We start from the raw sequence: 23,643 nt of genomic DNA, 5'->3' as shown, positions 1-23,643 counted from the left end.
GCGCCGAGCACGGGCCGTCCGCTGCCGAAAACCCCTGGTCGGGGCCGCCGATGCGGACGATACTCAAACGCGTGTTCCTGACGATCAGTACCACCGGCACCGTTGAACGCCCCGCGACCGACCTCGGGTATCTGCTGCACAAGCATCCCGACAAGGCGCAGGCGTTCTCCACCTCGCACGGCACGGCGCACGTCTTCTACCCCGAGGCGTCCGCCGAGCGGTGCACGGCCGCACTGCTCCTGTAGGTGGATCCGGTGGCGCTGGTGCGGCGCGGCAAGGGCAAGGGCCGCGGCGGAGCTCCCGACTCGGCGCTCGCCCAGTACGTCAACGACCGCCCCTACGCGGCGTCGTCGCTGCTGGCCGTCGCCCTGACCACCGTCTTCAAGAGCGCCCTGCGCGGTGTCTGCGCCGCCCTGCCCGGTCGGGCCGAGGCCCCGATGCCACTGCGCGTCGAGGTGCCCGCGGTGCCGGCCCGCGGCGGCGCCGAGCTGGTGCGCAAGCTCTTCGAGCCGCTCGGCTGGAGCTCGGTCACGGCCGAACCGGTCGCGCTCGACGAGCAGTTCCCCGAGTGGGGCGACTCCCGCTACGTACAGCTGGTGCTCGAAGGAGAACTGAGGCTCGCCGACGCGCTGCGCCAGCTCTACGTCCTGCTGCCCGTCCTCGACGACGCGAAGCACTACTGGGTCGCGCCCGACGAGGTCGACAAGCTGCTGCGCGCCGGCGACGGATGGCTCGCCGACCACCCCGAGCAGAAGCTGATCACCAGCCGCTACCTGTCCCGCCGCTGGGGACTGACCCGCCGGGCCATGGAGCGCCTCGAACTGGTGCGGCTGGCCGAGGCCGACGACCTCGACGTCGAGGACGTCGACAACGCGGTCGACGAGACCACCGACACGGAGGAGCGCCCCGTACCGCTCGCCGAGCAGCGCAGGGCCGCCGTCCTGGAGGCGCTGCACACGGCCGGCGCGAGCAGGGTGCTCGACCTCGGCTGCGGCCAGGGCCAGTTGGTGCAGGCGCTGCTGAAGGACACGCGTTTCACCGAGATCGTCGGCGTCGACGTGTCGGTGCGGGCGCTGACCGTCGCGGGCCGGCGCCTCAAGCTGGACCGCATGGGTGAGCGGCAGGCGTCCCGCGTCAAGCTGATGCAGGGCTCCCTCACGTACACGGACAAGCGGCTGACGGGATACGACGCCGCCGTGCTCAGCGAGGTCATCGAGCACCTCGACCTGCCGCGGCTACCGGCCCTGGAGTACGCGGTGTTCGGCTCCGCCCGGCCTCGGACGGTGCTCGTGACGACCCCGAACGTCGAGTACAACGTCCGCTGGGAGAGCCTGCCCGCCGGGCATGTGCGCCACGGCGACCACCGCTTCGAGTGGACGAGGCAGGAGTTCCGCACCTGGGCGGAGGGCGTGGCGGAGCGCCACGGCTACGGCGTACGGCTCGTGCCCGTGGGGCCCGACGACCCCGAAGTGGGGCCGCCCACGCAGATGGCGGTGTTCGAGATGACCGAGAAGGAGGCGAAGGCCGCATGACCAGCACGACACTTTCCGCGAGCACGACCACGCCCGGCCGCCGGCTCCCGGTGACCGACCTGTCCCTCGTGGTCCTCGTCGGGGCCACCGGCTCCGGCAAGTCGACCTTCGCGCGCAGGCACTTCAAGCCGACCGAGGTCATCTCCTCCGACTTCTGCCGGGGACTCGTCGCCGACGACGAGAACGACCAGAGCGCCAGCGGCGACGCCTTCGACGTCCTGCACTACATCGTGGGCAAGCGGCTCGCCGCCGGCCGGCTCACCGTCGTCGACGCGACGAGCGTCCAGGCGGAGAGCCGCCGGCAACTGGTGCAGCTGGCCAGGCAGCACGACGTCCTGCCGATCGCGATCGTGCTCGACATGCCGGAGGACGTGTGCGCCGAGCGCAACGCCGGCCGGCCCGACCGGGCCGGCATGCCCCGCCATGTCATCTCCCGCCACCGCCGCGAGCTGCGCCGTTCGCTGCGCGGCCTGGAGCGCGAGGGCTTCCGCAAGGTGCACGTCCTGCGCACCGTGGAGGAGGTGGAGAGCGCCGAGATCGTCCTCGAGCGCCGTTACAACGACCTCCGCCACCTCACCGGTCCGTTCGACATCATCGGCGACATCCACGGCTGCAGTTCCGAGCTGGAGACCCTGCTCGGCAAGCTCGGCTATGTGGACGGGGCCCACCCCGAGGGCCGTACCGCCGTCTTCGTGGGAGACCTCGTCGACCGCGGCCCCGACAGCCCCGGTGTGCTGCGTCGGGTGATGGCGATGGTCGCCGCCGGCAACGCCCTGTGCGTGCCCGGCAACCACGAGAACAAGCTCGGCCGCTGGCTGGGGGGCCGCAACGTCCAGCACACCCACGGCCTCGCGGAGACCATCGAGCAGCTGGAGAAGGAGGACGACGCCTTCCGTACGCAGGTGAGGGAGTTCATCGCCGGCCTCGTCAGCCACTACGTGCTCGACGAGGGCAAGCTCGTCGTCTGCCACGCCGGCCTGCCCGAGAAGTACCACGGCCGCACGTCGGGCCGGGTGCGCTCGCACGCGCTGTACGGGGACACGACGGGGGAGACCGACGAGTTCGGGCTGCCCGTCCGCTACCCGTGGGCGGAGGACTACCGCGGCCGGGCCGCGGTGGTCTACGGCCACACACCGGTCCCCAACACCTCCTGGATCAACAACACCATCTGCCTCGACACCGGCGCCGTCTTCGGCGGGAAGATGACGGCGCTGCGCTGGCCCGAACGCGAACTCGTCGACGTACCGGCCGAGAAGGTCTGGTACGAGCCGGTCAGGCCGCTGGTCACCGAGGCGCCGGGCAGTCGTGAGGGCCGGCCGCTGGACCTCGCCGATGTGCAGGGCCGGCGGGTGGTCGAGACCCGGCACATGGCCCGCATCGGCGTGCGCGAGGAGAACGCGGCGGCGGCGCTCGAGGTGATGAGCCGCTTCGCCGTCGACCCGCGGCTGCTCACGTACCTGCCGCCCACGATGGCGCCGACGGCCACCTCCAAGGAGGACGGCTACCTCGAGCACCCGGCGGAGGCGTTCGCCCAGTACCGGTCCGACGGCATCAGCAGGGTCGTGTGCGAGGAGAAGCACATGGGCTCGCGGGCGGTCGCGCTGGTCTGCCGTGACGCGGACGCGGCGCGGGAACGGTTCGGCGTCGAAGGCCCCACCGGAGCTCTGCACACCCGCACCGGACGGCCGTTCTTCGACGACCCGGCGATCACGGAGGAGATCCTGGGACGCCTGCGCACGGCCGTCACCGACGCCGGGCTGTGGGACGAGCTCGGCACGGGATGGCTGCTGCTGGACGCCGAGCTGATGCCCTGGTCGCTCAAGGCGTCCGGGCTGCTGCGCTCGCAGTACGCCGCGGTCGGTGCGGCCTCCGGAGCGGTGCTGCCCACAGCGACCGCCGCCCTGGAGGCGGCCGCAGCACGCGGTGCCGCCGTGGAGGGACTGCTGGACCGGCAGCGCGAGCGCACCGCCGACGCGGCCGCGTTCACCGACGCGTACCGGCGCTACTGCTGGAGCACCGACGGGCTGGAGGGGGTGCGCCTCGCACCCTTCCAGATCCTCGCGGCCGAGGGCCGCTCGCTCGCCGCGGTCCCGCACGACGAGCAGCTGGCGTGGCTGGACAGGCTGGTGGAGCACGACACCACCGGCCTGCTCCAGGTCACCAGGCGGCTGATCGTCGACACGGGCGACGAGGCCTCGGTGCGGTCCGGCGTCGACTGGTGGCTCGAGATGACCGGGCGGGGCGGCGAGGGCATGGTCGTCAAGCCGCTCCAGGCGCTCGCACGGGACGGCAAGGGCCGCCTCGTGCAGCCGGGCATCAAGGTCCGCGGCCGTGAGTACCTGCGGATCATCTACGGCCCCGAGTACACCAGGCCGCACAACCTGGAGCGGCTGAGGGAGCGGTTCCTGAACCACAAGCGCTCCCTCGCCCTGCGTGAGTACGCGCTGGGCCTCGAGGCGCTGGACCGGCTGGGTGACGGGGAGCCGCTGTGGCGGGTCCACGAAGCCGTGTTCGCCGTGCTGGCACTGGAGTCGGAACCGGTGGACCCGCGGCTGTGAGCCGCTGACCGGACAGACAGGCAGGTACACGCAGCAGGCAGTCGGGCACGGTCGATCCACGGTGACGACCGTGCGACGGCCGACGGCCGACGACTGCACGACGGCCTCGGGCGCCCGGCGCGCGCCCGAGGCCGTTGGTCTTCAGGGGGGCTCGTTCGCGAGGTACGGCCGCGGATCATGCGCCTGTGCGTTGACGAGTGCGCCCCCTCGTGCCCCCGAGCTCCATCGAGGTCATATTGACCGACCATTGACCGGCCCCTAGCGTCAATGCCCCGACGCAGTGTGACGGTAGGGCAACTCTGTGGCACCGAGTGCCCCTTGGGTCCACTGCGCGGGATGAAACGCCGGCGAAGGACGTGGTCCCCCGAAGGGCCAGCACATCCGCTGCGGGGGGCGAGTCGATGAGTCTGTTCGGAGGGGGCCGTTCGTTTCTCGACGCCCTCACTCCACAGGACCGTGCCACGCTCACCGCTCTCGGAGCGCCACGTGTCTACGCCTCCGGTGACGTCATGATCGAGGAGCGCGACACCAGCACCTTCGTGCTCCTGGTGCTCTCCGGCTGGGCCGTGGTCTCCGTGGGCACCGACCGCGGCGGCCGTCTCATCCTCGCCCTGCGCGGGGCGGGCGAGGTCGTGGGCGACCTCGCGGCCGTGGACCGCGGCCCACGCAGCGCCACGGTGACCGCGCTGGGCCAGGTGCGTACCGTGGCCGTCTCCGGCGAGCGTTTCCGCAGCTTCCTCGCCGCCAGACCACAGGCCACGGCACTGATCATGCGTCAGCTCAGCGCCCGGCTGCGCAGCTCCGACGTGGAGCGCCGCTCGCTGGCCTCCGGCTCCGTGCTCCAGCGGCTCGCCGCCCGCCTGGTCGAACTCGGCGGACGGGTCGGCCGCACCGACGGCGACGGCACCGTCATCGACCTGCCCCTGCCGCAGCACGATCTGGCGGCCGCGATAGGGGCCACCAGGGAAGCGGTCGCCAAGGTGCTGCGGCTGCTGCGTGACCAAGGGGTGGTCCGCACCGCCCACCGGCGGCTGATCGTCACCGACATGGACCTGCTGCGGCTCCTCGCCGAGGGCCGCGAGCAACCGCCGCAGCGCGGACCGGCGAAGAAAAGCCCGCCACTTGTGTAAACGGCTACATCGCCCGTCGCACGACGCACCGAGTCTTGTTCCCGAGACGACAGCACCCAGGGGGTCCGAGTGAGCAGTGCAGCAGCGGTGAACAGACTGGTGGTCTTCGGGGACGCCTGCGGCTCGGGGCGCATGGGCCTCGATGCGAAGAGGCGTATGCGGGCCGCCATGTACGGGGCCTTCGCCGAGGCGTACGCCGCCGTGGGCGTCGAGGTGGACCGTGTCCACCAGGAGGACCGCGGTGACGGGATCCTCGCCGCGCTCGACCCCGGCGTACCCCCGACGCTGATGGTCGGCACCTGGCTCGACTCGCTGTTCCAGAGCCTGCGCGAGCACAACGCGGGCAGCGCCGACCGCCTGCGGCTGAGGATCGGGATGAACGCCGGCCCGGTGCTCGACGACGGCAGGGGACTGGTGGGGCGTGCCGTGGACGTCGCGGCACGGCTCTGCGACAGCGCGGTCGCCAGGCGGACGATGGAGCTCGCCCCCGGCAGCGATCTGCTGCTGGTCGTCTCCGACTGGCTCTACGCCAACGTGGTGGCGGAAGGCGGCCGTTACGTCGAGCCGGAGACGTACCGCAGCGCGCGGGTCAGGCTCAAGGAGACCGACGAGACCGCCTGGTTCCACATTCCCCGGTTACCCGCGCCCCCGCTGCCCGAGGACCGCCCCGTGTCAGGGCCGGGCGGCGCGCACGGGAGTACGGGGCGCGCGGGGGAAGCGGGGGCCGGGACGGGCGGTGGGCCGGTACGGGGGGACGGCCCACCGCCTGGGGAGCCCGGAACCACGAGCACGGAAAGCGCCACAGCGCCGAAGGGCACCGCGGGAAGCCCCGCCACGACCGTCACACACATCAACGCCCAGGGCGACGTGGCGTCGTTCGAGAACAACGTGTTCCACGGTGAGGTGACCGGCATCCGCAAGAGCCGAAGGCCGGCCGCCGCCGACGGGGACGGTGCCGCATGAGCAGCGACCACGAAGAGGCCCCGCCGCCCGCCGCCCCGGCGGACGAGCAGAAGCCGGCCCCCGCGCCCGTCCAGAAACCCGCGGAGCCGGACCCGGAGGCGGCCGCGCAGGACGCCGCTGACGCGGCTCCGGAACCGCCCAACCCCTTCGCGACGGCGGGCCGCGGCCCGATGGGATCCGCCGGCGGCACCGGCGGATCCGGCACCGCCCACGCGGCACGCCGGACCTTCGCACCGCGGCAGGCGGAGCGGGTCGTCACCTTCGGCGACGACGGCCAGTACTTCCACGGCAACTACTTCATCAACCAGTTCGGCGCCGGCCCCGGCCGGGCCATGCTCGACGGGCCCGTCCCCGCCGAGGAGCTGCGCCGGCTCGCCGGGGTCTACTGCGAGACGCCCGGATACGGCCGGATGCGGACCCGGCTGCGCGAGTGCGGGCTGGTGGTGCTGTGCGGGGAACGGGGGAGCGGCCGCACCGCCACGGCCCTCGCCCTGCTCTCCGAGCTCACCGACAACCAGGTCACCCGGCTGGACCCCAGCGAGGCCGTGCACCGGATCGCCGGCGACATGCTCAAGGAGGAGTACGGGCATCTCCTGGAACTGCCGTCCGACGAGCCGCACGGGGAGGGCGGCCGGAGCACCCGCGGCGACGGCCGGGACGAGGGCCGTCACCCCGGCCGGCTCACGGAACTGCACCTGGACCGCTTCAGCAGGCAGCTGCTGACCGCCAAGGCGTTCGGCGTCGTCCTCGTGGAGAGCGGGGACCTGGCCGACCGGCTGCTGCGCGGCCGTTACGGGATGCACCTGCGCCCGCCGGGGACCGAGGACGTCCTCCACCGACATCTGCGCATCCTGCTGCGCGGCGAACCGCCGGAGGCCCTCGACAGCTGCCGCGAACTGGCAAGCCGCGAGGACCTGAAGGCCGCGCTCGGACTCGACGAACTGCGTCCCAAGGAGGCCGCCGGTCTCGCGGAACTGCTCGCCCGCCACTGGCGCGGTGAACTGGGCGACGACGAACTCCTCGACGGCTGCACCACCTTCGTGCGGGCGCAGGCCCGCGCGTGGTTCGCCGGCGCGGACCGCCCAGGGACCCTCCCCGAGGCGCGGCCCGCCCTGGGCGCCGCGGCCTTCCGTATCGCCGTGGCCGTGTTCAACGGCTCGCCCTACGGACTGGCGGCCGAGGCCGCCGAGCAGCTCGCCTGGGAGATGTCCGTCACCCTGGACCCCGAACAGCCCGTCGGGCGGCGGCTGTTCGGCACCCACGCCGACGACCGCCCGGCGCTGGCCCGGGCGGTCGTCGAGGACGCGGAGTTCGACCTCGGCGACGCGCAGATCCCGGTGCGCGCCATCCGCTTCCAGGGCGAGGCCCTCGCCACCGCCGTGCTGCGCGAGGTGTGGAACGGCTACCACAACGCACGCGGCCCGGTGGTGCGCTGGCTGCGCACCCTGTGCGACGACCCGCGGCCCCAGGTCTGGGTGCGGGCCTCCGTCGCCGCCGGTGTGCTGTGCTCCTGGGACTGGGTCCACGGGGCCGGCGAGCTGATCGGCCCGATGGCCGCTGTGGACAGCCCCGTCCAGCAGATGTCGGCCGCGACCGCGCTCGCGGAGGCGTCCAGGGACGCGTCGGTGCGGCCCGCGGTCGGCGCGCTGCTGAAGGAATGGGCCGCGTCCGGGGACGAGGCTCTGGTGACGACGGCGCTGCTGACCCACGGATACGGCATGGCGGCTGGTTCCGTCCGCGCCTCCCTCGACGCGCTGGCGAAGGCCGTCCGCACCGGCGACGTGACGACGCTGTCCAACGCGGCGTTCAGCGTCACCCGGCTGCTGGCCGGCGCGGAACCGGGGACGGTCGTCGCCCGCCTCGGCGCCTGGCTGCGCGGCGGACAGCGGGAACTCACCGACCTGGTGCTGCTGAGCGTGCTGGGCGCGCTGACCACACGCACCACCTACCTCTGGGGGCTCGACGAGAGCGAGGAGCTGGAGGAGCACGCCCGCCGGCCGCTGCTCGTCGCCCTGCTCGCCACCCGGGAACCCCTGGCCGGCAAGCTCGCCGACCTGGTGACCCTCACCCTCGGCACCGCCCGCTCCGGCGAGGTGGCGCTCGAAGCCCTCGGGCGGGTCCTGCGGCAGTGCGCGGACGACCCCGCCCAGCTCGACGTGGTCTGCGGCTTCCTCCCGCTGATCACCGTGGAACGCAGGGACCGCGACCGGGTGCGGCACCTGCTGGCCCGGCTGGTCCGGGACGAGGACGACCCCTTGGACAAGGACGCCGCCCGCCTGATGTGGGAAGCGGCGGCGGAAGGAGCGATGCGATGACCCCGTCAGGCGCCGGAGAACCGCCCGCGCAGCAGCCGTTCCGGCCCGACGAGCAAGCAGGCGCCGACGAGCAGGCCGGTGCCGCCGAGGCGCGCAAGGGGCCGCTGCTGCGGGAGTGCGTCCTGCCGTACACCCGGCGCAGCGGCCAGGTGGCCGCCGTGTACCTCTACCCCAACGGCGGTCACAGCGTGCTGTGGCCGAGCCGCAGGGAGGACCACGACAAGCCCTGGTTCGGAGGACCCCGCGCCGTCTTCGAGGTGATCCTCGGACGCCATGTCACCGCCTTCGACCTAGCCCTGCCCGCCGCCGGCGACGCCCAGTCGTTCAAGACGCGCGCCGAGGTGCAGTGGGAGGTGGACGACCCCCGCCTGGTGGTCGAGAAGGCCGTCTGGGACGTACGCGAGATGCTCCACGGTGACCTGCTGTACGGGCTGCGCCAGGTGTCCCGCCGGTTCCGGCTGACGGAGGCGCAGCGCGCGGAGGAGGCCGTCCAGGCCGAACTGCGGGCCGGCCGGATGGACCTCGGCGCCGATCTCGGCCTGCGGACCCGGGTGCACGTCTTCATCGACCTCAGCGACCAGGTCAGGGACCGGGTCCAGGAGCGGGACGACGTCGCCTTCGCGATGGAGAAGGACCGGGCGCAGGCAGAGGCGGACCGTCGGAAGGACCGGTACGAGCGCGAGCGCGTCGCCGAGCGCGCCGCCCAGCTGGAAGAGGTATTGCGGCGCGGCGAGGAGGCCGAGATCACCCACCTGATGGCGAGCAACCCCGACAAGGTGTGGGAGATCCGCCAGGCGATCCGGCAGGAGAAACGGGAGGGCCAGGCCGACTACCTGCATCTCTTCAACCGGCTGCTCGACGCGGGAATGCTGGAACGGCACGACGTGGGCGAGCAGATGTACGAGGTGCTCCGGTACCTGAGGGACAACAGCAGCAGGGTGACCGGCAGGGTCACCGACCGGGTGCTCACGTCCCCCGACGGGGGCCGGCCCGCGCTGTCCTCGCGCAGGGAGGAGACCCCGGAGCCGAGGCGGCCGTTCTGGGACGAGGAGCCGGAGGATGCCGGACCGGCCCCCGAGGACGGGCACGTCTACGAGCCCACCCGGGTGCAGTCCTCCGCGGAACGGGACCGCGACGGGCAGCCGGCGGCCGGATCGGGCGGCGCCCGCCCGAGCGCCGACTTCGACGACTGGGGGGACGAGTGAACGGCGGCGCACCGCCGGGCCCGGGCGCCGGTGTGCCTCCGGGCCCCGGCCCCGGCGCCGGTTCCGGCGGCGCCGACCCCGGTGCCGATGTGCGGTTCGTCGCAGAGCGGCTGCTGGGCTCCGTACGCGAGGACATCGGCCGGGCCGACGCCAAGGCGGCGATCCTGCTCTCCGGAGCGGTCGCCGCACTGGCCGTCGCCTTCTCGCGCAACGAGCTCCCGCTGCCGGCGTCCCGGGCGGCGGCAGCCACCGTGACCGCCGGGCTGCTGCTCTACGCGGCGGGGGTGCTGATGCTCGTCGGCGTGATACTGCCGCGCACGCGGACCGGCGCGCACACCACCTTCCTTCGCGATCTCGCGGTCGGCACGCCGACCGATGAACTGCTCGTCCGGCTCTCGGAGTCGGGCGAGGACGTCGTGCGCTGGCTGGTCGGCCAGGCACGGGTGCACGGGGCGGTCCTGGCCGCCAAATACCGGTGGTTGCGCATGGGGGTCTGCACGCTGACCCTCGGCGCGCTGCTGGTCCTCTTCGGCGAGCTGTGGTGAGAGACGATGGACATGTTCCGCAAAACGGGTGTGCCGGTGCTGATCTGCGCACTCCTGATACTTCCGGCCGCGGCGCCGGGACAGGCCGCCGGCCCCCTGGGCAGGGCGGCCGCGCCGGCGTCCGACGGGCCGGAACCGATCGACTTCGCGGTCGTCGTGGACCAGTCGGAGAGCCTGTCCGAGAAGGACCTGGCACGTGAGGTGGAAGCCGCCTCGCTGATCACCCAGGGCGAGATCTCCGCCCGCTCCCGCGCCGCCGTCATCGGCTTCGGCAGCTCGGAGAAACCGGGCCAGTCGCCGGTCAGCGAGGTGTGCGCGCTGACCACGGCCGACACCGCGGGACGGCAACGGCTGAGCGACTGCGTGCAGCAACTGGCCCACCGCGACGACAGGAAGACCGGACCGGGCACCGACTTCCCCGCGGCCGTGCGGCAGGCCGTCGACCGGCTGACCGAGAACGGCGACAAGGACGTCCCCAAGGTCGTCTTCCTGCTCACCGACGGCCGCCTCGACGTCTCCGACAGCCCCGAGTACGGCACCGACGAGGCGAGCCGCCAGGCCAACGGCGCGAAGCGCCTGACGGAGGAACTGGCCAGGGCGCGGCGGGAGTTCGTGCAGATCTGGCCGCTCGGCTTCGGCGCCAGGATCGACCGGGCCGCGCTGACGAGGATGGCCGAGGGCGGATTCAGCAACGGCTGCGCCGATCTGCCCGGCGCCGCACCGAAGATGCGCGTGGTCGACAGCTCGGCGCAGATCGACAAGGCGCTCCAGGAGACCTTCGCCGCGGCCCGCTGCGCACGTGTGGCACACGGCACGGTCGGCAAACCTCCCGCCGACCTCTCCGTCACCATCCCGCCCATCGCCACCGACGGTTCCCTCACCGTCGGCAAGCACGACCCCAAGGTCACCGTCACCTACTACGACCCCAAGGGCCGACGGGTGCCGACACAGGGCGAGTTCGACGGTTCCGCCTTCGAGACCAGCGGACAGGACGGGCCGGTGGAGGCGCTGCGGGTGAAGAACCCGCTGCCGGGCAAGTGGCGGGTCCATATCGAGGCGCCGGAGGGCCACCGCGACCGCGAGGTCGCCGTGCGCGCCATCTGGCAGGGCAGGCTCCGATCCGCGGTCACGCTCAGCCCCGCCTCGCCCCGCCCGGGGGAGGAGGCCGTCGTCGAGGTCCGAATGCAGACCCGGCGCGGCGTGGTGATCACCGATCCCGAGCAGCTCGAGGGCGTCAGGGTCTCGGCCCGGATGACCGGTGAAGGCTTCGACCCCGTCGTCGTACCGCTGTCCGACGGCGGCAGGAAGCCCGACGAGCGGGCCAAGGACGCCCGCTACGCCGGACGGTTCACCGTCCCCGCCACCGCCTCCGGGGAGCTGCGGCTCACCACCGAGATGACCGCACCGGGCATCACCAGCGACCGGCGGCCATTGCACGCCCGTATCTCGCAGGGCACCGAGGTGCTCACCGCCGGACTGAGCGTCGACCGCGGCGGCGACGTCCACCCCGGGCAGACGGTCAGCGGCACCCTGGACGTCACCAACGACGACTCGGGACCGCACACCCTGCGGCTCTCCCTCGCCGACCAGCCGCCCGGATCGGCGCTGCGCATCAGCCCGGCCACGGTGAACGCCGCGCCCGGCGGCAGCTCCACCCCGTTCACCGTCACGCTCGGCCCGGACGTCCCGCTCGGCGAACTGTCCGGACGGATCACGGTCACCGACCTCGGCGACGGGGGACGGGTCGTGGACAACGTCTTCCTCGGGGTACGCGTCACCGCCGAACCCACCCTGTGGGACAGGTGGTGGTGGGCCTTCACCGGCGCGGCGCTCCTGCTGTGCGCGCTGGCCGCCGTGGTCGCCGTGCGGCAGCGGGCAGGCGCGAGACGGCGGGACCTCTCGGGTGTTCGGCTCGAACTGCGGGCGGAGGGGCAGCGGCCCGACACGCTGACCATCAGGGCCGGCCAGAGCACGGGCGGGGAGTTCCTCTTCGGCGTCGGCCGCTCCGGCGGCAGTGCTCCCGCGCTGCGGCGCGGCGGAGGCTCCCAGGCGTACCGCCTGCGGCGCACGACCGCCGGACAACTGCTGCTGAAGCCGCCCGGCGGACCGGAGCGGGCGATCGGGCAGGGCCAGCCGGCCGGCCTGGCCGACGGCTTCGAACTCGTCGTCGGTGACGCCCGTACCGCCTCCGGAACGGGCAGGGCCGGGCGTGACGGTGAGGGCCGGAGGGGCGGCCAGGGCCGGAGGGAGGGCGGCGGCCCCTTCGGCCGCCGGCGTGTGCCGGGTCCGCGCGGCCCGCGGCCCGAGAACTCCACCGACCGCACCGGCCCGCGCGGCGGACGGAGCAGGGGCGACGCCTCCGCCGCCCCGCCGCGACGCGGAACCACCCCTCCCGACCCCAACTTCTGACCCACCTCTCGGCCACGAGCGCCCGTCCACGACGGCGGCGCAAGGGGAGACGACATGAAGATCTACCAGCCCATGCTCTACGTCGGTCTGGGCGGCACGGGCGCCAGGATCGGCGCGGACCTGGAGCGCGGACTGCGCCGGGAGCTGTGCGGGCCCGACGGCAACAAGCTGGTCACCGACGGCCGCCGGCTGCCGTTCCAGCTGCCGGACTGTCTGCAGTTCGTCTACGCGGACTTCAGCGAGTCCGAGCTGGACCGGCTCCAGCCGGCCGGCCTCAAGGCCGGGGAGAGCGCCGCCCACGCCCGTACCTCACGGATCATCCACGACCTGCTGCCCAGCGACTACGACAGCTCGCCGGAGGTGGCCCGGATGCTGCGGGTCGCGCTGCACGAGGAGACCCACCAGTGGCTGCCGCCGCAGGAGCGGCAGCCCCGGGTCGCACCCCTGCACACCGGGGCCGGGCAGCTGCCGACCGTGGGCAGGTCGGCGCTGTTCGCGACCCTGCGCAGCGGACTCGAGCCGGTGCTGCGGCAGTTGCGCGAGGCGATAGGCGCGATCAGCAACTCGCAGGGCGACCTGCGGGAGATGGGCGGCGGACAGATCCGCGGCTGCGACGTGTTCGTGGCGTTCTCCGTCGCAGGCGGCACCGGCGCCGGCATCTTCTACGACTTCATCCATCTCATCGGGCACGAGTTCCGCAGGTCCAAGGTCAAGGGCGTCAAGATCTACCCGCTGGTCGTCATGCCTTCCGCCTTCCCGCCGGAGGCCGGCGGCGGCCGTGAGGCCGAACTCAACTCCTCCCGCGCCCTGGTGGACCTCTCGCGCCTCGTCGACGACCAGAACGTGCCCAGTGCCCGGTCCGACTTCGGCGACGTGGAGGAGCAGGGCTCGCTCGGCGTCCGCTACCCCGGCGAAGGCCTCGTCACCCTGCGGCCCTCGACGGTCCAGACCGCGTTCCTGTTCAGCCGCACCGCCGGCATCGAGCCGGAGGATCTGCGCCGCTCCATCACCGCCATGGTGATGTCCCTCATCGGCACGGAACTCGGCGACGACACCAGCCAGGGCCGCACCGAGGGCGACTACCAGTCCTTCGCGGCGAGCTTCGTCAACAAGAGCGTGGAGCGCTCCAAGCCGTCCAGGTCGGGCATCGGCCACCGGTCCATGTCGACCAGCCTGGCCGCCTCACTGACCGTTCCGGTCGACGATCTCGCCGAGATAGTGGCGGGCCGGCTGCTGGCGCAGGCCGTACGGGCGATGGACGAGGAGGCGCGCAAGCCGGCCGACGACGGCACCGAGCGGGTCCGCGACCTGTTCGACCGCTCCGCCATCGGGCGGCTGTGGAACCGGGAGGCGCCGGTGGTGGTGCCGCCCGACCCGCTGCCCAAGGGCACCAGGGCCATCATGCAGGCCCTGCGCGACCGGCTCGGCGACATGGACGACGCGCTCGGCAGGCTCCAGCGGGAACTGGACGCCGAGATCCCACGGCTGGTCGAGGAGTTCCGGCCCGGGTCGGGCTGCCGCGAACTGCTCGGTGTGATCGACCCGTTCAAGCTGGAGCGGCTGCTCGCCGGACTGCCCGGCCATCCGCAGCGGGTCGCGGAGGCCGGGTTCGTCGGCATGCTCGACAACCGCAGGAACGACCCGGAACGCGGAGAGGGCGTGGACGTCCACCCGCCGCAGATCCCGCTGATCAAGCGCGCGGTCGGCGGGCTCGTACCGGCCCGCTGGGGCGACCCCGACGTACAGAACGCCCTCGACGAACAGGACGCCTGGTACCAGTGGCGGGCCCGGCAGAAGTGGCACCGGGGCTGGAAGGACCAGGAGTCGCGCTGGCGGCCCCCGCTGCTGCGCACCACGAAGGAGATCGGCGAGCTGGTCAAGGCGCTGCGCGGTCACGAGGAGGACGAGCGCAAGTTCTTCGCGGAGCGTCGCAAGGAGCTGTACCGCAAGGACCGCAAGGGCGTGCTGTACCTGCTTCCCCCGCAGAACACCCTCGCCGCCTTCTACGACGACGTGATCCGCCGGCTCTACCAGCACGAGGACCTGCCGGAGAACCCGGGCGCCGCCCGCCTGGTGGCCAAGCTGATTCGGCCGGACGACTGGATGCGGGCACTGGAGTCCGTGCGCCGGTCGCCGCAGGCCGGCGTGAAGGAGATCAAGCAGGTCATCGAACGGCGGGTCAAGGGGCTGTTCGTGGAGGCGAGCGTGCTCGGCGACCGCCCGCTGCTGCCGTCCCTGGGGGTGCTGCTGCAGGCCGCGGCCGGTGACGAGGACGCCGCCGCGAAGGTGGACACCCGATGGCTGGAACAGTTCCGCTCCCAGCTTGTCGGACTGCTGCCGGTCGGCTTCGAACCGGACGGCAGCGGCCCGCTCAAGGTGCTCATCGTGCACCCCCAGAGCGAGGCGGGTTCGGGCGCCGCGGCCTTCCTCAAGCGTGAACTGCGCCTGCCGTACGGGACGGTGCCCGAATTCCGGGCCGTGGACACGGAGTCGATCACGGTCGTGCTGTTCCGCAGCGGCATGAGCCTCACCGACGTCTCGGAGGTGCGGCACGTGCTGCGGCTCTGGGCGGAGGCCAGGGACGCCGCAGGCGTCGACGACTTCCTGCACTGGCGCCAGCGCCTCGGCTACCGCGACGACTGGCTGGCCAGTACGGAGGAGGACCGGCGCCGGATCCTGCACCGCATCCTGTGCGCGGTCTGGAACGGCCTGGTCGAGGTGAAGGGGTCACCCGACTCGCCCGAGCAGATCCGCATCCGCCTCCAGGAGGGCGGCGCGGCCACCATGACACTGCGCCTCGAGGCCTTCGACAACAGCGTCTCCAGCTGGGCGGGGCTGCTGCGGGCCTACGAACAGTGGGCGCTGCTCGACGAGGGCCGGATCGTCGAGGAGGTGTGCGAGCGGCTGATGAGCGCGCAGCCGGTCGGCCTCGCCACCACCCCGGAAGCCCCCTCGCCGCTGTTCCGCAGGCTGGTGCACGAGGTGGCTCCCCGCCAGCTCGCCCTGATCAAGGAGCTGACCGGACAGTTCGGCGCGGAGGACGAGGAATGGCTCGTCCCGCTGCGCGACTTCTGGGAGCAGACCTTCCCCGGCGCACTGGACATGCGTTTCCCCGGCGCGACCCGGCCCACCCGGCCCAACCTGCGCGCGCTGGACCAGCGCTCCGCGCAGAGCGAGGCCGCGCGCCGCCAGGAGGGCGGTGCGGTCCCGGGGCAGCGCTCCGAGCCGCGACCCGATCCGCAACCTGATCCGCGACCCGAGCCGCGATCCGAGCCGCGATCCGAGCCGCGCGTGGACCCCCGCCGCGAGAGGACGTACGCGGACGGGCGGGACGACGGCCACGGCAGGGACGACATGGGCCACGGCCGACGGGACGCGGGCCACGACCGCGACACGTACCCGTACGACCACGAACCGGCCGCCGGCCCCCGCCGGGACGAGGACGCGGCCCGCGCACAGCCGCCGGGCGCCACCGATCCCTGGGACGAGGGCGACTGGGGCCGGCACGGCCACGACCAGGACGGCGACCGATGGTGAACATGGAACAGAACCGCCCGGCCCATGCCGTCGTCGTGGACCTGCGGCACGGGGCGCCGGTGACGGGAGCGCTGAAGGAGACGGAACACGACCGCACGCGGCGGTTCCTCGTCATCGACGGCGCTGCCGACCTCGTGGACCACCAGCTCCTCTACGAACAGCTCTACTCCTACGGACCGGCCCGGCTGCTCTGCCTCGCGACCGGCGCTCCCGGGCAGCGGCAGCTCCACCGGCCGCTGCCTCTCGGCCCGCCGGAGGCCGGCGTCCTGTGGCTGCCCGACACGCTCGTCGGCGCCGCGCCGGGGACCGACAGGTTCGACGCCTCGCTGCGGCCGCTGCTGGAACTCCTCGTGGAACCGGCCGTGTTCGACTGCGTGCTCGGCCAACTGGCGGATGTGCCTCACGGGGTCGCCGTGCCCGCCGTGCACGTACTGGAGCACGACCTGACGGACGAGGCGCGGTCACGGGCCTGGCGGCAGGCGCTGGAGCATCTGACCGGCCAGGACCTGCCCGTATCCGTCACCCCGCCCGAGCAGGGCACCACGTCCGGCGGCGCCCGGCAGGACGGTCTCACCCCGGAACTCTCGCTCCTGCTCGGCCGGTCGGTACCGCGCAGCCTCGCCGACCGGCCGTGGCTGACACCCGGCGGCAGGACCGACACCCGGCACGAGCAGTGCCTGGACGCCCTGCACGACACCAGGGAGGCCTACGAGGCGGTCCGGGGCGTGGCGGGCCTGTTCGGCAGGGCCGGCAAGGAGGCCGACCTCCCCGCACGGTTCGAAAGTCTCGCGGACGCGCTGGCCGCGTACCGGGCGGAGGTCGCGGGTGCGCTCGCCGACGGCGGCGGCGACCGGATCCGGCCGGAGCAGCGCAGCCGCCTGCTCGAGCGGGGCATCGAACTGACGGAGGTGCCGGAGGTGACCCGCGCGAGCGTGGGACCGGCGCTGCGCGACCACACGGAGCGTCTCCTCGGGCAGCGGCTGCCCCTGCGGTCCGTCGCGGCGACGCTCAACGCCCTCTCCGGCCGGTCGGCGCCGGCGGGAAGCACGGCGAGACTGCGCCGGCTCGACGAGACCTGTCCGCCGGAGCGGGTCGCGGAACTTCCGCTGCCGCCACCGTTCCTGATGCGCCTCCCGTGGGCGGCCGACGCGGGCCTGACCCTGCTGATCTGCTGCGTCGCCGGACTGTGGCCGGGCGCCGGGTGGTTCACCGGCCCGCTCTGCGCGGCGGCGGCCGCGGGTCTCGCCGCGCTGATGCTGCGCCGCAGGCCCGGTCGTTCGCGTGACGGCCGTCTCGACGGGGGCGGCGACACCCGCGTCCTGACCCGCCTCGCCGCGGGCGCCGTCGGCGGGGTGACCGGCGCGGTCGCCGGCACGGCGCTGTCCCTGCCGGTCTGGGCGGGCGCGGTCGCCCTGGCCGTCGCGCTGACCGCACTGGTGCTGCCGGCGATACACGCCTGGACGGCGGCGGTCGACGACTGGTGGGGGCAGACGGACTGGGCCTTCGCCGCGCGAGCGGTGGAAGGGATCGACGAACTGCTCGCCGACACCGTCGTGCACGACTGGCTGCTCGCCGATGCCCGCTACCACTGCTCCGACGCGGCACGCGCCGTCGCCGTGCTGGTCGGTTCGATGGCAGACACCGTGGAGGAGAGGCTCGGCGCCGGCCCGTCCGCGGACCGGGCGCTGCCCTTGGACGAACCGGGCGGCCCGCACGCCGGGCCGGCGGGCGGCTTCGACTGGGACAGCTGGGGTGACGGCGCCGACGACGACCGGCCGGAACCAACGGTCACGGACGCCGCCTCGTACGGTACGGCCTTCGCGGACGGTGGGGCCCATGACCCCTTCGGGGCGGGGGGCTTCGGCACGGGGACGAGGACGGGGCGGGACCTCGGCACGGACTTCGACCCGGGGTCCGGGGACGCCGCCGTGCCCGGGTTCGGCTCGGGCTTCGGGTCGGATTTCACGTCAGGTTTCGGCGGCCCCGCCGCGCCCGGCGTCGGCGCCGACTTCCGCTCGGGCTTCGCCGACGGCCACGCCCCGGACGCCGCTGCGGCATCCGCCCCGGACCCGGCCGCCGGCGGCCGCTCCGTACCGCACGCCGCCGGAGAGCGATCACCCGCCGCCGAGGAGCACCCGCACGCGCTGCGCAGCCTGTGGCCGTCCGGGGCCGACGGCGACGGCCCGCCCTGGCTCGAGCGGGAGACCGGTGACGGTGGCCCGGAACTGGTCGACACCCTGGTCGGCGACCTGTCCCACGGCGCCGCGCTGATCCTCGCCTCCCGCTGGGCTGCCGTCGAACGTGAACCGGCGACCGCCACCAGGGTGCCGCTGCGTCCCCTGATGAACGAGCTCCTCGACGAGGAGCACCGGCGGCTGATCAAGGACGCGGCCGCCGCGCCGCCCCCGTACGCCCCGGATCCCGGGAACCGGCCCGGCATCGCCGGTCTGCTCGGTGTCTCGTCCGACCGGGTGCGCCGGCTCCTGGCCGACGGCGGCACGGAGCACGTCGTCCCGCTGTGCGGGGCCGAGCACCGGCGACTGCTCTCCAAGGACCCGCACGCGGCGCGGCGGTTCCGCTTCGCGCCGGAGGCCCTGCGGCGCGGCGCGGAGCCGGAGACCGGCCAGGACGCCTGGCCGGCCGCGGCGGAGGACGTCGTGTGGACGGCGGGCGGCAGGCACGCCGGGGTGCTCACGCTGGTGCCGATGCGCCCGGACACGGTCAGGTCGGTCAGGGGAGAGGAGGGCGGAACGCGATGACCGTGCCGCACAGCACGGGGACACCGGCGGAGGACGTGGAGGAGCTGGAGTTCTACACCCACCGCCAGGACCCCGTCCGTTTCTCCGCCCGCTTCTCCGACGACGTCCGCATGCCGGAGCGGGCGCCCCTGCTCGCCCGGCAGGTGACCCTCAGCAAGGGCTGGCGGGTGATCCAGTACCGGCTGCCGCGCTCCGCCCACGGCGGTGCCGACGCCTACGGCGCGCTCGAACGCGAGGTCAGCGCGGCGGTCGCGGTGGAGCGGCAGTACGGGGCAGAGCCCTACAGCGAGCTGTTCACCCGTCTCGTCGGCTTCCACCTCGACGCTCCCGAGCCCTTCGTCCTCTACAAGGCGCATGCGGGGCGTCCCGTCGCCGAGCGGCAGGGGGCGCTGACGATGGCGGAGCAGCACAAGGTGCTCAGCCAACTGGCCCTGGCCGTGCGCCTGCTGGAGGACGTCCAGCTGGTGCACCGGGACATCAACCCCTACACCGTCCGCTGGGACGGCACCCATGTGCGGCTGGGCGAGCTGTACCGCACCCAGCGGGTCGACGAGCCCCGCGAGGCGTTCGGTGCGGCGCCGTGGGCGGCGCCGGAGCAGCGCGACGGCTCCGGCACCGCCGACCCGCGCGACGACCTGTGGTCGGTGGCCCGGCTCATGTACTTCCTGCTGTCCGGGCGGCCCGGCGACGCGACCGCGCCTCCCGAGGACCTGGACGACTTCCGCAGGCTCGCCGCGCTCAGCGAGGCCGGTGCGTTCGCCCCCAGGGCGGAGACGCGGGCGGCGCCGGCCGAGCTGATGCGCCTGCTGAACGTCGGCGATCCGCTGGCCGCGGTCTCCTTCGCCCCGGACCCGCTCGGTCGCGCCCGCGCCGAGTTCGACGCCCGGCTCGCCGAGAAGCGCGACCGGCTCGGACTCGCGGCCCAGGCCGAGCCGGAGGAGGTGTACGTGGAAGTGGTCGGCCCCCCGCCCCGCCGCTCGCTGCGGCGGCTGCTGGGGGCGGGCCGGCCGCCCGCCCCCCGGCCGGCGGCCGAGCCCCGGCAGGCCGGCCCCGTGGACGCGCCCCTGCCGAGCAGACCCCCGTTGTGCCCGCACTGCCTGCTGCCGGTGCACTACGACGAGACGCAGCTGTTCACGCTCGACAGCAAGAAGGAGCCCAGGAAACTGGACCTCAGCGCGGAGTACCGTCCGATGCACCGTCAGGACGCCCTGCGTCAGGCCTTCCAGATGTGCCCGCACGCGGACGAGAGCCAGCCGCACCGGCTGCCCGTCCCCTACCTCACCAGCGGTGAGCCGCTCACCGTCGCCATGGTCGGCAGTTCGGCCGCCGGCAAGACCCATCTGCTGGCCGCCATGATGGGCGAGATCGAACAGGGCGGTCTCGAGCCGTACGGGCTCAAGTGCCTGCCGCTCAATCCGGAGGAGCACCGCGAGTACCTCGCGGAGACGGTCCACCCGCTGCACCGCGGGGAGGTGCTGCGGCGCACGGGGCAGGTGCGCTTCGCCGAGTTCGCCGACGGTCTGCTGGTCACCGGGCACGGGGTGACCCGGCCCGTGGTCTTCTTCGACCTGGCCGGCGAGGACCTGGCGCAGAACAGCGACGTGACCCGGTTCCTCATGGGCGTGGGCGCGTTCATCTTCGTGCTCGACCCGCTGCGGGCGCTGCGGCTGCCCCAGCTGGACCCGGTGCGTGAGCGCACCGGGCTGGTCCAGCGTGACCTCGGCGACGAGGCGTTCGCCACCGTGCTCGGCCGGATCCCGCGCACCGGCCCGTACATCAGCGCCCCCGCGGCCGTGGCACTGAACAAGAGCGACCTGGTCCGCTTCGACCCGTCGGTGGACCGCTGGCTGTCCCGCGGCCTGCCGGCGGCCCTGGACGAGCGCACCCTGCGCGCGGAGAGCCGCGACGTCCACGCCTTCGTCCGGCACCACGGCAGCCAGGCATGGCTGAAGCCGTTCGACGACTGCGCCCGCTGCACCCTGCACTTCGTGGCGGCTACCGGAGGCCAGGAGAGGGGCGAGACCTTCCCGCACGGCGTGCGGCCGCGCCGGGTCCTCGCCCCGCTGCTGTCCGTGTTCGCGATGTGCGGGCTCCTGCCCGGAGCCGAGTTGAGGGAGACAGGGGTATGACGTCACGTCACACCGGGACCGTGGACCAGATCGTCTTCCGCTGGGACGCCGCCAACCCGATGGGCAACACCGGCTTCGGCCCGGTCGCCTGGTCCGGCGAACGCGGCGACGTCGTACGGCTGTTCCGGCCCGTCACCCACCTGCTGAGGTCGGCGGGGCCCGACACGGCGCCCGCCCTCGTACGTCTGGTGAGCGAGGACTCGGCAACGGCGCTGCTGGTGCACAGGACGTCCGGGCGCGGTCTCGGGGGACGCCAGGACACCCTGTGCCACGCCCTGTACGGACCCGAGCGGAGCCTCGGCCCCGAGACCTGCCTCGGTCTGCACGGCTGGGACTGGGAGGGCAGCGGGATCGCGCTCGGCGAGGTCCGCGGCGCGCTGGACCCGGTGCCGCTCGGCGCCCTCGAACGGTCGGCCCTCGAGGGCGGCAGGCGACTGGCCGGCGGGCTCCGCCGGACGGAGGCGGAACTGACCGTGGTCGCGGCGGAGATGCTGCGCGACCCGGCCGCGCTGCACACCGTGCTCAACCGCGCGGGCGACGACGGACCGTGCCTGCTGCTGTGGGCCCTGTACGGGATCTTCGGCAGGGTCCTTCCGCACCCGTGGACGTTCGCGACCCACGACACCGCGGAGAGCCGCCGGATCACGTTCATGTTCGTGAGCCGCTGGTCCAGTTCGCCCGACCAGGACGGGCCGCGGGTGCGCACGGACCCGCTCCAGGCGCCTGCGGGCCGGCCGCAGGAGGTGGCGGAGCGCCTGGTACGCGCCTATCTGCTCGCGGTCGAGCGCGGCGACTCGCACGAGTTCGAGCTCGCCGACGCGCTGTCGATGGCTGTGCCCCCCGGCGCGGCCGTGAGGGACAGCCGCGCGCTGCTCGCGGCCTCGGAGGACGCGCTGGCCGCGCTCGAGCGCCGCGCCGGACGCGGCCGGTCCGAGCCCCGCCCGTACCGTCAGGAGCCGTCCGCGGCCGATGCGTACTACGCGGACGAGCCGTCCACGCCCGCGTCGTTCCGCGCGGGCGGGCCACCCGCCTCTGCTGCGTACGGCGCGGACGGGCCGACCACGCCGTACCGCGCCGGGCCGCCCGGATCTGCCGAGTACGGCGCGGAGCCGTCCACGCCCGCCGCGTACCGCACGGACGAGCGGGGCGTGCCGGAGCCCGTCTCGGAGCGGTCCGTTCCCGACGGGTCCCGCCGTGCGGGCGGCCCCGGCGGTGCCCTGCCGTTCGACGAGCCGGACCGGTCGCCGTTCGTCACGCCTCCCGTTCAGGAGACGCGGCCGCCGGTGACACCGGCCCCCGGGCCGCCCGGGCGGCTTCCCTTCGTACGCCCCACCTGGCCGGAGCCGGAGGGTGAGCGGCGTCGGCGGCCGGTCCTCGGCCGCCGCTCCGCGAGGGAGACCGGCTCACTGCCCGCGCGACTGGCCGACTGCCGTGACGAGCGAGAACTCGCCGACACGATCCGGCAGTCGGGCAACGGCGACCTGCTGACGGTGCTGGAGGGCGACCCCTCGTACACGGTGCTGACCCTGGTCGTGCGCCGGATCGCGGAGGGCTGGCCCGACTGGACCGCAGGTGAGCGCAAGCGCCTGTGCGACGCGGTCCTCGGCCGACGCCTCTACCTCGCTCCCGGTGGCTCGGCCGCCCGGGGCGGCCCGGACAAGCCGGTCCGCGCGGCGAACGCGGCAGCGCTGTACCGATGGGCCGTGCGGCCCTTCGCCGCCGAACCGGACGTGGGGAGCCGTCTGGAGAGACTGCTGCCCGAACTGTGCGGCGGGACCGACCCCATCGCGCGCGGGGCGGCCGAGCAGATCCTCACCGGCCCTGCGGACCCGGGGATCACACTGCCCGTGTGGCAGGCGCTGGTACGCCGCTGGATGACGTACCCGCTGCCGCTGCCGCCCGCCCGCGAAACGCCAAAGTCCCCGGAGCCCCCCGCCCGGCCGGCCGAGCGCCCAGAGCCGCTGCCCCGCCTCCCGGAGCAACCGCCCGGTCCTCCGGAGTACCGGGAGCGGCCGGGCGACCGGGCCGACCGCTCCGAGCGGCCCGGCGACCGGGCCGGCCGCACACCGGATCGGGCCGACCGCCCCGAGTGGCCCGGCGACCGGGCCGGCCGCCCACCGGACCACGCCGACCGCTCCGAGTGGCCGACCGACCGCCCCGAGTGGCCGACCGACCGCCCCGAGTGGCCGACCGACCGGCCCCGCCGCACGCCGGACCACGCCGACCGCCCCGGCGACCAGCCCCGCCGCACGCCCGAACCGGTCCGCCGCCCCGAGCCGGAGCGCCACGTGCGCGAGCCCGGCCGGCGCCTGCGCCGCGACCCCGGGTCTCCGGGCGGCGCCGCCCAGCCGCAGACCCGCACCACCTACCCGTCCGGCGAACCGGGGCGGTCCGGGAGCGACCACGGCGGGCACCGCTCGTCCGGCGTGACGTCGGGGAACGGGCGGGGCTTCGTCCTCGCCCTCGGCGGGTTCGGCGCGGTGCTGGTGGTCCTCATCGTGGTCCTCGCCGTGGCGTCCTGACGGCCCGCCGCGGCGGGCGAACGCCGGCAGAGCAGCCGA

11 protein-coding genes and 1 pseudogene are annotated in these 23,643 nt (G+C 74.0%); all 12 read left to right on the top strand.

The genetic code is table 11. The features are described 5' to 3' along the window. Positions 1-71 precede the first annotated feature (71 nt). Positions 72-1,532 (top strand): annotated as a pseudogene (locus SPRI_RS09070) (3' terminal RNA ribose 2'-O-methyltransferase Hen1). After that, positions 1,529-4,090 (top strand): polynucleotide kinase-phosphatase, encoded by a 2,562-nt coding sequence (locus SPRI_RS09065; protein ID WP_005310616.1) that lies wholly within the window; start codon positions 1,529-1,531, stop codon positions 4,088-4,090. The pseudogene SPRI_RS09070 and the gene SPRI_RS09065 overlap by 4 nt, the downstream one beginning before the upstream one ends. A 401-nt stretch (positions 4,091-4,491) precedes the next feature. Beyond that, positions 4,492-5,220 (top strand): Crp/Fnr family transcriptional regulator, encoded by a 729-nt coding sequence (locus SPRI_RS09060; RefSeq protein WP_005310614.1) that lies wholly within the window; start codon positions 4,492-4,494, stop codon positions 5,218-5,220. Between the two features lie 69 nt (positions 5,221-5,289). Next, positions 5,290-6,183 carry a nucleotidyl cyclase domain-containing protein gene (locus SPRI_RS09055; protein WP_078951233.1) on the top strand — a complete coding sequence of 298 codons (894 nt, stop codon included), beginning with the start codon at positions 5,290-5,292 and terminating at the stop codon, positions 6,181-6,183. Continuing rightward, on the top strand, positions 6,180-8,498 hold the full coding sequence (locus SPRI_RS09050; RefSeq protein ID WP_053556836.1) for a hypothetical protein: 2,319 nt from the start codon (positions 6,180-6,182) through the stop codon (positions 8,496-8,498). The genes SPRI_RS09055 and SPRI_RS09050 overlap by 4 nt, the downstream gene beginning before the upstream one ends. After that, positions 8,495-9,703, top strand: coding sequence for a hypothetical protein (locus SPRI_RS09045; protein WP_053556835.1), 1,209 nt, complete (start codon positions 8,495-8,497; stop codon positions 9,701-9,703). The genes SPRI_RS09050 and SPRI_RS09045 overlap by 4 nt, the downstream gene beginning before the upstream one ends. Next, the gene (locus tag SPRI_RS09040) at positions 9,700-10,248 is read left to right on the top strand and encodes a Pycsar system effector family protein (protein ID WP_234020355.1); all 549 of its coding nucleotides are present in this window, start codon (positions 9,700-9,702) and stop codon (positions 10,246-10,248) included. The genes SPRI_RS09045 and SPRI_RS09040 overlap by 4 nt, the downstream gene beginning before the upstream one ends. 12 nt (positions 10,249-10,260) lie before the next feature. Then, positions 10,261-12,657, top strand: coding sequence for a VWA domain-containing protein (locus SPRI_RS09035; RefSeq protein ID WP_238996211.1), 2,397 nt, complete (start codon positions 10,261-10,263; stop codon positions 12,655-12,657). A gap of 54 nt (positions 12,658-12,711) precedes the next feature. Further along, entirely contained in the window at positions 12,712-16,194 is a 3,483-nt protein-coding gene (locus SPRI_RS09030; protein WP_005310603.1) for a tubulin-like doman-containing protein, read from the top strand. A 2-nt stretch (positions 16,195-16,196) separates the two neighbouring features. Continuing rightward, positions 16,197-18,953, top strand: a complete 2,757-nt coding sequence (locus tag SPRI_RS09025; RefSeq protein WP_159039474.1) for a hypothetical protein — start codon at positions 16,197-16,199, stop codon at positions 18,951-18,953. After that, the gene (locus SPRI_RS09020) at positions 18,950-21,082 is read left to right on the top strand and encodes a protein kinase family protein (protein WP_238996210.1); all 2,133 of its coding nucleotides are present in this window, start codon (positions 18,950-18,952) and stop codon (positions 21,080-21,082) included. Before SPRI_RS09025 ends, SPRI_RS09020 begins: the two co-directional genes overlap by 4 nt. After that, positions 21,079-23,604: a hypothetical protein gene (locus tag SPRI_RS37955; protein WP_053556833.1), complete on the top strand. Its 2,526-nt coding sequence runs from the start codon at positions 21,079-21,081 to the stop codon at positions 23,602-23,604. The genes SPRI_RS09020 and SPRI_RS37955 overlap by 4 nt, the downstream gene beginning before the upstream one ends. Positions 23,605-23,643: the final 39 nt, after the last annotated feature.

The sequence above is a fragment of the Streptomyces pristinaespiralis genome (genome assembly GCF_001278075.1).
GTDB classification, from domain to species: Bacteria; Actinomycetota; Actinomycetes; order Streptomycetales; family Streptomycetaceae; genus Streptomyces; species Streptomyces pristinaespiralis.
Note: the sequence above shows the minus strand (reverse complement) of the source record. Positions and strands in the feature narration are given on the sequence as shown.